The 12,807-nt window shown below is 66.2% G+C and carries 9 protein-coding genes; all 9 read right to left on the bottom strand.

Translation table 11 applies throughout. The features are described 5' to 3' along the window. Positions 1-71: 71 nt before the first annotated feature. On the bottom strand, positions 72-4,535 hold the full coding sequence (locus ACFZCE_RS12090; RefSeq protein ID WP_390939195.1) for a dermonecrotic toxin domain-containing protein: 4,464 nt from the start codon (positions 4,533-4,535) through the stop codon (positions 72-74). Positions 4,536-4,604: 69 nt separating this feature from the next. Beyond that, entirely contained in the window at positions 4,605-5,927 is a 1,323-nt protein-coding gene (locus tag ACFZCE_RS12085) for a sigma 54-interacting transcriptional regulator (protein ID WP_390939193.1), read from the bottom strand. Continuing rightward, the gene (locus ACFZCE_RS12080; protein WP_390939340.1) at positions 5,924-7,816 is read right to left on the bottom strand and encodes an ATP-binding protein; all 1,893 of its coding nucleotides are present in this window, start codon (positions 7,814-7,816) and stop codon (positions 5,924-5,926) included. The genes ACFZCE_RS12085 and ACFZCE_RS12080 overlap by 4 nt, the downstream gene beginning before the upstream one ends. A gap of 95 nt (positions 7,817-7,911) precedes the next feature. After that, positions 7,912-8,646, bottom strand: a complete 735-nt coding sequence (locus ACFZCE_RS12075) for an ATP-binding cassette domain-containing protein (RefSeq protein WP_390939191.1) — start codon at positions 8,644-8,646, stop codon at positions 7,912-7,914. Next, complete coding sequence (locus ACFZCE_RS12070; RefSeq protein WP_390939338.1) at positions 8,643-9,311, bottom strand: ABC transporter permease subunit; 669 nt, start codon at positions 9,309-9,311, stop codon at positions 8,643-8,645. Before ACFZCE_RS12070 ends, ACFZCE_RS12075 begins: the two co-directional genes overlap by 4 nt. Then, on the bottom strand, positions 9,308-10,054 hold the full coding sequence (locus ACFZCE_RS12065; RefSeq protein WP_390939189.1) for an ABC transporter permease subunit: 747 nt from the start codon (positions 10,052-10,054) through the stop codon (positions 9,308-9,310). Before ACFZCE_RS12065 ends, ACFZCE_RS12070 begins: the two co-directional genes overlap by 4 nt. 70 nt (positions 10,055-10,124) lie before the next feature. Next, positions 10,125-11,027 carry a glutamate/aspartate ABC transporter substrate-binding protein gene (locus ACFZCE_RS12060; RefSeq protein ID WP_390939187.1) on the bottom strand — a complete coding sequence of 301 codons (903 nt, stop codon included), beginning with the start codon at positions 11,025-11,027 and terminating at the stop codon, positions 10,125-10,127. A 194-nt stretch (positions 11,028-11,221) separates the two neighbouring features. Then, positions 11,222-11,911 (bottom strand): DUF4197 family protein, encoded by a 690-nt coding sequence (locus ACFZCE_RS12055; protein ID WP_390939185.1) that lies wholly within the window; start codon positions 11,909-11,911, stop codon positions 11,222-11,224. 15 nt (positions 11,912-11,926) lie between these two features. Continuing rightward, entirely contained in the window at positions 11,927-12,343 is a 417-nt protein-coding gene (locus tag ACFZCE_RS12050; protein WP_390939184.1) for a YbaY family lipoprotein, read from the bottom strand. Between the last annotated feature and the right edge of the window lie 464 nt (positions 12,344-12,807).

The following is a 12,807-nucleotide window of genomic DNA, read 5'->3' as shown; positions in this document are numbered from 1 at the left end:
TTGAACGAAACCCAAAAAGGTTGAGTTTCGTTCATGATACCCGCGCTGCAAAGCGGCGGCCAGCCGCGGCCTTATGCGGCCTGGAAGCGCGCCAGGTAGCGATAGACAAACGCCGGGCCCAGGTCCGCCCGCAGGATGGCAGGCGCGTTCTCGCCTTGTTGGCGTTGCCAGTTCAGGCCCAGGTGGCGTTGTTCGGCGGTTTTCAGGTGGGCCTTGGAAAAGTCCGCCAAGGGCGTGTGTTCGCCCTTCAGGTGGAAGTGGGCATACCACAGCGGCTGGCCTTCGAGCGTGCTGACTTCGAACTCCTCCAGGTAATCACCTCCGTCCGCGCCGCTCAAGTGCCGGCGCGGCTGGGTGCGGCGCAGGGTGGCCTGGTTATGTTCGAGCAGCCAGGCCAGCCGCCCGGCGGTAGGCGCCGCGGGGTCAAGGCTATGGGCCAGGCGCAGGCTGTGCCCATGGCTGCGCAGGTGCTCGGCCTGGGCGCGCAGTTGCGCCGCCAGTTCGAGGTCTTCCGGGGTGCCGAGGGCGCCGAGTTGGCGGGCGTAGGTTTCCAGTGGGGTGGCCTCCAGGGCGAGTTGGTCTTCGAGGTCAGCGCCGGTCGTGGTCGAGGCGCGCTGCAGCGCTTGCGCGCGGCCCTGCGCGCCTTGGGCATGCTCCAGCGCCTGCGCCGCCTCGCGCCGCACCGCGCCGGCATCGGCACTCGCCGGGTTGGGCTGGGCCGGCGCTGGCGCGCCCTGGCGGCTGAATCGCTGGCCGTTGTCCTGGGCGATCCAGGTTTCCTCCGGGCGCTCCAGGCGCTCGACGCGCATGCTGCCGTCCGCCTGGCGCTGGCCGAGCATCCAGTTGCCGTCGGCGTCCTGGAACGGCCGCAGTGGGTGCTGCCCGCCTGTGCGGGCCGGGGCCTGGCTGGCCCGCGCCGGGCGGGCCCGCATGTTCGCCAGTTGCTCCAGCAGCCGGTCGTACACCCGCGTGTCGATCAGCGCCGGGTGCAGCCGGGCCAGGGCTTTGAGTTTGCCGCTGAAGGCGTCGAGGTCGTCGTTGAGCTGTTGCTCGATGAAGGCGCGCTCGCGCCGGCCCAACCGGGTTTTCGGCAGGTCGACGTAAAGGTCAGTGGCCCGGTCGACGTGCTCCACGGCGCGCAGGTAATGTTCGCGAACCCGGGCCCAGGCAGGGGTGCCTTCGTTGACCAGCACAAGGTTGAGCAGCGTATAGGTTTTCAGCACCTGCGCGACTTCGCGGGTACGCACGCCGAGCCGTTCCTGGATGCGTTCCAGAATCACCTTGACCTTGGCCCACTGGTCACGCGCGGCGCCGCTGCTGGTGCGCAGGTAGCCGTCGACGGTGGTAATCGGCAGCCGCTCCGGTACCTTGCGCAGCGCTTCAAGGGCATCGCTCAGCAAGTCTTCTTCCACCAACAGTTGCACATACAGCGGCCGCTTGCTCTGGTGAGTGCGAACCAGCTCGGCGATGGCGGCTTCGATCTGGGCCTGCAATTGCAGCAGCTCGTCGGCGGGCCTTTGGGCGGCCAACGCGTCGCTCAACTGTTGGCTCAGTTGCAGCAACTGTTGCCGTTGAACCATGACTTCGCCGTTGATCCCCTGTACCGATTCCACCAGGTGCCGGCGCCGGTTCTCGATCAATTGCATTCGGTTCCATTGGCTGCTGCTGTCGTATGCGCGCAGTTGCTCCAGGCTGTGGCGCGGGCTGTTGAACATCTGCCGCAGCTGGCGCGGGGTGAGGTCGCCGAGGGTCAGCTCCAGCGCCTGGTTAGCCCGGATTTCCTGGTCTAGCGCGGCCAGGGTTTGCTGGTGCAATACGGCGTTCTCAGGGGCAACTTGGGCGCGCCGTACCCAATCGTTGCTGGTAGCACGCAGTTGGGTGTACTCGGTCAGTTCACGCTCGAGGTGCTGTTGCCGGGTTTCCAACTGTGCCAGCAGCCGCTGCGGCAGGTAACGGCGTAGCCACAACGGCAGGCGGCCATGGGCGACGTTGGCCATGCCTTGCAGGGCATTGCCGCCGCCCAGGCCGCCGCCCAGCAGCAGGTGGCCGTGCAGGAACCCGTGGCTTTCCCATTGGCCATCGCTGCCGCGGGCGATGGGCTGGCGGTAGGTTTTCGTGCCCTGGGGCGCCAGCCGCCAGGTGTGCGCGGTGTCGTCCCATTGCACCGCGTAGGCCTGGCTTTTGCGCTGGATGTAATACGCGCCGTCGAGCTCGATCACGCCGTCGAAGTGGCCGCTGCTGTGTACGGTTCCCCCTTCCAAGGTGTGTTCAAGGGCATACCCGGCAAAGGCCGTATCGCCACGCCGTACCTGGCTGGCGACCCGCTGCTGGTTCAGCTGTGGCAAGGTCTGGGCCTGGCGGGCGCGGGCCATGGCGCGGGCACCGGCAGGGCTGCCAGCGGCGCCGGCGGGCAGAAAGTCGATCACCGCGCCCAGGGCGATGACCAGCGTCATTTGCAGCTCGACCAAGCCCTCGGGCGCCTCACTGTGCTCGAAATGGCGCACTGCCTTGTACAGGCTGAACAGCCCCTCGGCGATGTCGATGACGGTGCCGAACCCCGGCATCATGCCAAGCGCGAAGCGAATGCCATCGACCACCCGCGCGCGCGACAGCTCGATGCTCTGGGCGTACAGGTCGCCATTGCTGCGGGAGGTTGCGCGGTGTTGGCGGATCAAGCGGCCCGTGTGTTCATTGAGTAGCTGCTGCGCCATCGAGCGTTCCGGCGGCCATGTGGCGCGGGTTTCAAACAGCCCTCTGAAGCCGGCAATCAGGGCCTGGTCCAGGCGTGCTTCCAGCCAGGCGGGGTCGCCGGCAAGGGCGCGCTCGGCCAGGTAGCGGCGCATCGGCTCGGCCAGGCATTGGTCCGCCAGCCACGCCAGGGCCTCGGCTTCGCCGTCATGGGCGGTCAGTTGGGCGGCCGGGCTGGCGGGCAGGTAAAGCAAGGTTCGGCCACGGCCGGCATCGCTGATCAGCATGGCCCCTTCCACTTGCGCGCCGGCGGTTTCGTGATCTTCATCGAACAGGGTGAAGGCCACCGGCTTGAGGCTGATGGCGCCCCACATTTCGGCGTTGTGGGCATGAATCGCGGTGCTGAAGGTTTGCCCGTCTTCTGCGCTGAAAACCCCCTGCTGTTGGGCGATCTCGGCCAGCAGCGCCAGCGCGGTTTCATAGGGGCGGCGCAGCAACGCCTGGCGGCTGTCGGCAGGGTCGGCGCTGGCCTGGTAGTGGGCCCAGAGGTACTGTTCGTAGGCACTGGCGAGGTCCAGCGTGTTGGCGGTGTCGATGACCCATTGGCGGCTGATGCCACCGGCCAGCAGCTCGGCGGTGCTGGGGTCGGTGCCTTCTACCGAGACCCGCAAGTGCGCCAGGCGGCCGGCCAGGTCGTCGTCGATGTTGTGCAGCAGCAGCTGCGCCAGCGGCCACTGCTCGCGTTCGGCCGAGGGCACCAGGTCGTAGCTGGGAAACTCCGAGCCGCTGGGCAGCAGGCGATCCTCCAGCCGGGCCGGCAGGTCAAGGATGACCCGGCCGGGGCGGGCCACCTCGAAGCTCTGCTGCAACTGCTGGGTGACCGCGGCTTGTATGAATGCCAGGCGGGTGGCCAGTTGCTGCTGGGTGTGCGAGCGCTCGGCCTCCTGGGCGTCGCAGTGCTGGGCGAGCAGGTCGATCAGCCGTTCGCGTTGGTCGCTGGCGAGCGCTTCCAGCCACGGCTGGTAGTGGGCCTGCAGCAGGCTGCCGGCCTCGTGGGTGAGCAACTCCAGCAGCGCCAGGTCGCGGGGCCAATGGGCGGGCAGGGTAATGTCGGGCAACAGCTCGTCTAGGCGCTGTTCGGCGTTGGCGGCGCCGGCGGGGATGGCCAGCGAAGCGTTCACCTGGTCCAGCAGGGCAGCCTTGAAGGCGCCTGCGCCTGCTGCGCGCCACTCGGTGGTGTAGGCCAGCAGCAGGCCGAGTTCGTCTTCAGCATACACCCGGGCGCGTTCGAGGCTTTCAAAGGCCATCAGGCCGCCCGGCAAGCGGCTCCAGGCGAGGAACACGGTGCCGGCCAAGTGGGGCTGCGCGAAGGCTTCGGGGGTGGTGACCAGCACCAGGCCCGGTACCGCCTCGAAGGGTTCGCTTTGGTGGTGCAAGCGGCCCAGGGCGCATTCGGCCGGTAACGGCGCAGCGGCGATTTCGGTATTGAGTGCTTCGAGCAGCAAGGTCAAGGCCTCGGTGCTGAACGCGCCGAGTGAATGTTGCAGGCGGGCTTCGAAGTCCAGCCCGCGCAGGTTTTGGTCGAGCAGTGTACTCAGCGCCGCGCTGCCCTCTGGCACGGCGGGGTGTTCGGCGACCTCCGCCCAGAGCGCTTCGGCAAACACCTGGCTGCGGCCGCGAGCGTCTTCGTAGGCCAGCGCCTGTTCCAGCACGCTGCCCAGGGTTTGTGCGCCATTGACCAGTTGGGCGAGGATCAGCCGGCGTTCGTGGCTGGCGGCGGCACGTTCGGCGGGGGTGGGTTCAAAGGCGAGGGGGGCGGCCTCGAAAGGCTCCAGAAGTGTTGGCATGGGCGGGCATCCGCTAATCGAAAGGGCCCGGATTACACCCGTGCCCTGCCTCGCCCTGGCGGTAGATAACTACCCGTTCAAGCCGTACTTCTTGACCTTGTCGAACAGCGTGGTCTTGGCCATGCCGAGCTCCTGGCTGGCCTGGCTGAGGTTGCCGCCGGTGCGTTGCAGGGCACCTTCGAGCAGGTTGCGCTCGAAAGCCTCTACCGCCTCGGCGAAGTTCAACCCCTGGCTGACCCCGCCCGCCTGCTTGAACGCCGGCAGGCCCAGGGCAAAGCGCTCGGCCACGTTACGCAGTTCGCGCACGTTGCCCGGCCAGTCGTGGCTCATCAGCCGCGAAACGGTCTGGCTGTCGAGCTCCGGCAGGCTGCGGTCGAAGCGCAGCGCCGCCTGGTGCAGGAAGTGCTCGAACAGCTCGAGGATGTCTTCGCGGCGCTCGCGCAGCGGCGGCAGCTCCAGGGTCACCACGTTCAGCCGGTAGTAGAAGTCGCTGCGAAACTGCTGCTGGCGGCTCAGGGCGTCGAGGTCGGATTTGGTCGCGGCGATCAGCCGGCAGTCCACCTCCACCGGCTGGTTCGAACCCAGCCGTTCAACGTGGCGTTCCTGCAGCACGCGGAGCATTTTGATCTGCAGCGGCATCGGCATGCTTTCGACTTCGTCGAGAAACAACGTGCCGCCGTTGGCATGCTCGACCTTGCCGATGCGGCGCTTGCCAGCGCCGGTGAAGGCGTTGGCTTCATGGCCGAAGATTTCGCTTTCGAACAGGCTTTCTGGCAGGCCGCCGCAGTTCAGCGCCACGAACGGCTGCGCCTGGCGCCGGCTGAAGTCGTGCAGGCAGCGGGCGATCAGCTCTTTGCCGGTGCCGGTTTCGCCTTCGATCAGCACGTTGGCGGCGGTGTCGGCAACGTTGGCGATCAGTTCGCGCACCGCCTGCATGGCCGGCGAGCGGCCGATGATGCGCTGCTCCAGGGCGCCGCGCCCGGCCAGTTGCCGGCGCAGCGAATGCACCTCGCGGGCCAGCCCGCGTTGCTCGAGGGCGCGGCGCACCGCGTCGACCAGGCGTTCGGGCGAGAAGGGTTTTTCCATGAAGTCATAGGCGCCCTGGCGCATCGCCCCAACGGCCATGGAGATGTCGCCGTGGCCGGTGATCAGCACCACCGGCAGGGTCGGGTCACGCTGCTTGAGCTCGGCGAGCAGGGCCAGGCCGTCCATGCCCGGCAGGCGGATGTCGCTGACCACGATCCCGGCGAAGTCCGTGCCGACCCGGGCCAGGGCCTGCTCGGCGCTGGCCACGCCTTCGCTGCTGATGTCTTCGAGCGCCAGCGCCTGTTGGCAGCCGAGCAACACATGGGGGTCGTCTTCGACGATCAGAACGCTCAAGGGTGTGTTCATGGGCTGGGGCTCGCAAGGGCCGGGGTGGCCAGTTCAGGAAGCAGCAAGACGAACGTGGCGCCCAGGCCCTGGGCCGGCTCCACGCTCAGTTGGCCGCCGGCGGCGGCGGCCAGGCTGGCCGAGAGGGTCAGGCCCAGGCCCAGGCCGAGTTCGCCGGGCTTGGTGGTGAAGAACGGTTCGAACAGGTGCTGGCGGGTGGCCTCGTCGATGCCGTGGCCGTTGTCGCTGACGCTCAGGCGGTAGGCATGGGGCAGGCGCTCGCCGCGCAGTTGCAGGCAGGGCGCGGGCACCCCGGCCATGGCGTCGACGGCATTGCCGATCAGGTTGACGAGAATCTGCTCCAGGCGGGTCTGGTCGATGGCCAGTTGCGCGCCGCGCACCTCGCGTTGCACCTGCACCCCGGCCAGGCGGCCTTCGAGCAGTTGCAGGGCGGCGTCCAGCGCGGCATCCAGGCTGGCCCGGCCGTGGTCGCCGCCGCCACGGGCGAAGGCGCGCAGGCTGGCGGTGATACGGCCCATGCGGTCGACCAGTTCGTTGATGGTGCGCAGGTTGGTGCTGGCAGTGTCGAGGGCGCCGCGCTCGAGAAAGCGCACGGCATTGCCCGACAACGTACGCAGCGCCGCCAGCGGTTGGTTCAGTTCATGGGCGATGCTGGTAGACATCTGCCCGATCGCCGCCAGCTTGCCGGCGCGCACCAGTTCGTCCTGGGCTTTGCGCAGGGTCAGCTCGGCCTGGCGCCGTTCGCGGATCTGCGCGCGCAGCCGCTCGTTGCTGGCGCGCAGGTCGGCGGTGCGGTCGGCGATGCGTTTTTCCAGCAGGTTGTTGGCGTCTTCCAGCGCTTCGCGGGCCGCCAGGCGGGTGGCGATCACCTTGCGCCGCTCGTTCCAGGCGATCAGCAAAAAGGCGAGCAGGGCGAAGGCCACCGCCACCAGCATGCCGTGGATCATCGCCTCCTGGCGTTGGTCCTGCAGCGGCGTGAGCAGGGTGAAGCGCCAGTGGGTGTCGGGAAGCACCCGGCTTTGCGCGAGGTAGGTCACGTTGCTGGCGCGGCCGTTGTCGTCTTCCTGCACCAGGGTCAGGCGCTCTACGCCCTGGGCCAGCGGCTCGCGGTTCACCGGTTGCAGTTCGGTCAGCCGGTACCAGTAGTACTGCAGGCTGCGCGCCAGGCGTTCGAGGATCACCTCGTTGAGCGGGTAGATCGACTTCAACCGCCGCGCCGGGTCGCTGGAAAGGATGATAATGCCGTTCTCGTCGCTGACGAAGGCCTCCAGGCGGGCGCGTTTCCAGCGTTCTTCCAGCGCTTGCAGGCGCACCTTGATCACTGCCACGCCGATGATCCGGCCGTGGTCTTCAAGGCCGTGGGCCAAGTAGTAGCCAGCCTCGCCATTGGTGGTGCCGATGCCGTAGAAGCGGCCTGGCTGGCCGCGGATGGCATCCTTGAAATAGGGGCGGAACGACAGGTCTTCGCCGAGGAAGCTGTCGGGGTCGCGCCAGTTGCTGGTGGCTTGCACTCGGCCGCTGGGGTCGAGCACGTAGATCGCGCGGGCGCCGCTGCGCCGTTGCAGGCCTTCGAGGAACCCGTTGACCGCGCCGCGGCGGCCGCCGTCGGGGTTGGCCAGCAGGTCGGACACGCCGTTTTCCAGCTCCAGCAGGCTGGGCAGGTAACTGTACTGGTTGATCTCGCTCTCTACCGCGCGGGCGTTGAGCTCAAGTTGGCGCGCGCCGCTTTCGCTGAGCAGGCGCAGCCCGTACTGGTCACTGACCCAATAGCCCAGCAGGCCCAGCAGCAGGGTAACCAGGGCGATCAGCGGTAACAGCAGCAGTTGGCGATAAGAGCGTGGCAGCACGGCGAACACAACTGGCCGGTCGGGGGTGAGGGGGCATTTCACCATAGCCGCGCCCCCTCGGCCAGCCTCCACGGGCACGCCACCGGCCGCCGCCACGCCGGGGCGTAACAGGCTGGCCGGGTTGCGTGCCGGTGCGGTCAATGCTGGAGGATCCGCGAGAGGAAGTGCCGGGCGCGTTCGGAGCGGGCTTCGAGGTCGCCAAAAAACGCTTCTTTAGGGCAGTCTTCGACGATCTGCCCCTGGTCCATGAAGATCACCCGGTCGGCGACCTTGCGGGCAAAACCCATCTCGTGGGTCACGCACATCATGGTCATGCCTTCCTGGGCCAGTTGCACCATCACGTCGAGCACTTCATTGACCATTTCCGGGTCCAGCGCCGAGGTGGGCTCGTCGAACAGCATCACCACCGGGTCCATCGCCAACGCCCGGGCGATCGCCACGCGCTGCTGCTGCCCGCCGGAGAGCTGCCCGGGGTGCTTGTGCGCATGGGCGGCCAGGCCCACGCGGTCGAGCAGCTTGAGGCCCTTGGCGGTGGCTTCTTCCTTGCCGCGGCCGAGTACCTTGACCTGCGCGATGGTGAGGTTTTCGGTGATGGTCAGGTGCGGGAACAGCTCGAAGTGCTGGAACACCATGCCGACCCGCGAGCGCAGCTTGGGCAGGTCGGTCTTGGGGTTGGCCACCGAGGTGCCGTCTACCACCACGTCGCCCTTCTGGAAGGGTTCCAGGGCGTTCACGCACTTGATCAGGGTGGACTTGCCCGAGCCCGACGGCCCGCACACCACGACCACTTCGCCTTTTTTCACTTCGGTGCTGCAGTCGGTGAGCACCTGGAAGTTGCCATACCACTTGGAGATGTTCTGGATGGAAATCATACGGCCAACCTTTTCTGCAGGCGCTTGACCAGTGCCGAGGCACCGAAGCTAAAGAGGAAATACACCACACCGGCGAAGATCAGGAACTCGTTGGCCTGGCCAACGATGTCGCCGCTGGCGCGGGCGGAGTTGAGGAAGTCGACCAGGCCCACGGTGTACACCAGCGAGGTGTCCTGGAACAGGATGATGCTCTGCTGCAACAGCAGCGGGGTCATCTTGCGAAACGCCTGGGGCAGGATGATCAGCCGCATCATTTGCCCGTAGCGCATGCCCAGTGCCTGGGCGGCGCCCATCTGGCCTTTGGGGATCGCCTGCACGCCGGCGCGGACGATTTCGCAGAAGTACGCCGCCTCGAACATCATGAACGCCACCACACAGGAGGTGAACGCGCCGATCGGCGTGTTTTCCCCGGTGATCCAGCCGATCACGAACGGCACCGCCAGGTAGAACCAGGTGATCACCAACAGCAGCGGGATCGAGCGGAAGTAGTTCACGTAGGCGCCGGCCAGGCGCGACAGCAGGCGGTTGTGCGACAGCCGCATCAGCGCCAGCAGGGTGCCCAGGGTCAGCCCGCCAGCAATGCCCAGGGCCATGATCTTGAGGGTCATGAGCATGCCGTTCCACAGCGCTGGCAGCGCCGGGATGATGCCGGAGAAGTCCATTATTTACCCCCCAGGGAGATCAGCCCAGGCACCGCGACCTTCTTCTCGATCAGGCGCATCAGCAGCATCAGGCTCATGTTCAGGGTGAAGTAGATCAGCGTGGCCAGGGTGAAGGCTTCGAACAGCCGCGCGGAAAACTCGGCGGTTTGCTTGGTTTGCGCCAGCAGCTCCATCAGGCCGATCAGCGAGGCCACCGAAGAGTTCTTGAAGATGTTCAGGAACTCCGAGGTCAGCGGCGGGATGATCACCCGGAACGCCTGCGGCAGCAGCACGCTGGCGTAGATCTGCGCGGTGCGAAAGCCCATCGCCTTGGCCGCATTGGCTTGGCCCTTGGGCAGCGACTCGATGCCGGTGCGCACCTGCTCGCACACCCGCGCGGCGGTGAACAGGCCCAGGCAGATCATCACGCTGATGAACGCCGAGGTGGTCGGGTTGAGGTCTTGCTTGAACCAGGTTTGCAGCCCTTCGGGCAGCAGGTCGGGGATCAGGAAGTACCAGATGAACAGCTGCACCAGCAGCGGTACGTTGCGAAACAGCTCGACGTAAGCGGTGCCGATGGCACGCAGGCCACGCTGGGGTACCGTGCGCAGCACGCCCAGCAGGCTGCCCAGCAGCAGGGCGATGACCCAGGCGCTCAAGGCGATGGCGATGGTCCAGCCGAGGCCAGACACGTACCAGTCCAGGTAGATTTCATCGCCCACGCCGGTCGAATCGAAGAATACGCCCCAGTTCCAGGAGTATTGCATGGGTTTTACCTAACAGAAGGGAAGGGCAGGCCCGGCCACCGCGAGGGTGGCCGGGCACGGGGCGCCAGGGTTACTGGGCGGGCTGGTCGGTCGGAGCCTGGATCAGCGCCTTGAGCTTGTCGCTCATCGGGAATTTCAGGTTCAGGCCCTTCGGCGGGATCGGCTGTTCGAACCACTTCTGGTAGATGCCGTTGATGTCGCCCGACGCATAGGTGGCCTTGATCGCGTCATCCACGGCCTTCTTGAACGGGGCGTCGCCCTTGCGCAGCATGCAGCCGTAGATTTCATAGCTTTGCGCGGTGCCGGTCACTTCCCAGTCGGCGGGCTTCTTGGCCTTGGCCATTTCACCGGCGAGCAGGGCGTCGTCCATCATGAAGGCGACCGCGCGGCCGGATTCGAGCATCTGGAAGGCTTCACCGTGGTCCTTGGCGGAAATCACGTTCATGCCCATTTGCTTCTCGGCGTTCATCGCCTTGAGCAGGCGCTCGGAGGTGGTGCCCGCGGTGGTGACCACGTTCTTGCCTTTCAGGTCGGTGAAGTCCTTGTAGGCGCTGTCTTTTTTCGACAGCAGGCGGGTGCCTACTTCGAAGATGCCCACCGAGAAGTCGACCTGCTGGGCGCGCTCGGCGTTGTTGGTGGTCGAGCCGCACTCCAGGTCGACGGTGCCGTTCTGCACCAGCGGGATACGGGTTTGCGAGGTCACCAGGTTGTAGCGTACTTCGAGGTTGGGCATGCCCAGTTGTTGCTTGATGGCGTCGACGACCTTCAGTTGCAGGTCGTGGGAGTAGCCCACCGGCTTGCCGGAAGCATCGGCCATGTAGGAAAACGGAATCGAAGCGTCACGGTGGCCGAGGGTGATCACGCCGGTGTCCTTGATCTTCTTCAAGGTGCCGGTGAGTTCTTCGGCTTGCGCGCTGGCGCCGCACAGCGCGGCAACGAGAGAAAGGCTCAACAGGGTCGGGACGAAACGCATGGGTACAATCCTCGTATTTTCTTTTTTTGGTGGCCATCGTTGGCTAACGAGGAGAGAGCAGGAGCCGTGCCAGTTTGTGAAAATGCCCGAAAACCGCTGTTTCAGAGGGTTTTCGGGCATTGTGCTAGCACGCGGCGGGCGGAAAACCGGACGTTGCCGGTGTAGCGCGTTCGGTTGGCCGAACGTGCTGCCGGTCAGATCGAGCCAAACACCTTCTTGGCCAGGCTGGTGGCCGCGGCGGCGGGGTTCTTGCGGATGGTTTCTTCTTGCTGGGCGATCATCTTGAACAGGCCATCGAGGGCTTTTTCAGTCACGTAGCCTTCGACGGTGTTGGTCTTGGCGTTCAGCCCGGCGACCGAGCCCGCCTGGCCGGCCACGCTGTTGAAGCGCTGGGCGAGGCCGATCTTGTCGGTGTTGGCCTTGACGATGGGCAGGAACTTGGCGCGGATCTCTTCGCGGCTGGTTTTGTTCAGGTACTCGGTGGCCGAATCGTTGCCGCCGGAGAGGATGCCCTTGGCATCGCTGACGGTCATGCTTTTCACGGCGTTGACCAGGATCGCCTGGGCCTGTGGCACGGCGGCTTCGGCGGCGCTGTTCATGCCGTTTTCCAGCTCTTGTACCTGCGAACCCATGCCCAGCGCGCCGAGCAGTTTGTTGGCTTTTTCGAGCTTGGCCGGTAACTGGATGCGCACCTGCGGGTTGTTGTTGAAGCCACCCGGGGTGCCCAGTTGCTTGACCGCTACCTGCGCGCCCTGGGCGAGGGCGTCTTTCAGGCCGCCGCTGGCGTCGGACTGGGACAGGTCGCTGAGCGAAAGGGCGCTGGCGGCACCGGACAGCAGCAGGCCCGCGCACAGCGCGGTGAAGGGTACAAGGCGACGAAACATGGGGCAGTCCTTGGGTCAGTGGATGACAGACTCAGGAGTATGCACCGGATTGACCCGGATGCGCAGCGGTTGAGGGTCGTGGCCGTCTAGCGCGACGCTGTGCTGATCGGTGTTGACCCACAGCAACTGGCCGCCGGCTTCGATCCGCGCGCGCACCGCGTAGCGGTGGCCGGGCTTCACCGTGCTGGGTGAGTACACCAGGCTGAACGGCAGTGGTACCTGGCGCCCGCCACTGGCCTGTTGTTGCCGGGCCAGCTCCAGCGCCGGGGCGTCGGCCAGGGAGATGTCTTCGAGGGTAACGGTCAGCTCGGCATCCGCCGGCAAGGCGATGCGCTGCAGGTAGAACACTTCGCCTTGCAACTGCGCGGTAGGCGGGGTGCTGGCGCAGGCGCTGAGTAGAAGGGTGCACAGCAATAACAGGGTTGGGCGCATGGGGAGGCGTTTCCATCGGGAGGGCGCCATGGAGTTTACAACGGCCCGGGCGGTTGTCACGGTGGGGGAGGCTGAATCGGAGCTGTCTGAAGGGCCCTTCGCCCGGCTGTGCCGTAATGCTGTTCACTTAAGCAATTTTACGGCTTCATGGAAGGGATCAATCTGTGAGCTCTGCTGATTGTGTGCATGAGCTTCAGGGCCTATCGCCCGGCACAGCCGGCCTCCCACGGGCTCTGTGTTGCCCAGTAAATCAGGTACTTACACAAAACTGGTGGGAGGCCGCGGTCCGGCACTCCGGCTGTGCCGGGCGATGGGCCCGCCGCGCGTGTCTGCGTGCCTGGCGCAGCAACACCTTGATCTGCTGCTCCTCCGCAAAGGCTACCGGCTGCACGCTATCGCTGAGCTACCGGGGCCTGCCATCGACGTAGATCACCACGCTCAGGCCATATTCGCCCCGCGGGTCA

The organism is Pseudomonas sp. NPDC007930, from assembly GCF_042958985.1.
GTDB lineage: Bacteria > Pseudomonadota > Gammaproteobacteria > Pseudomonadales > Pseudomonadaceae > Aquipseudomonas.
This window is presented reverse-complemented; position numbering and strand designations above follow the sequence as displayed.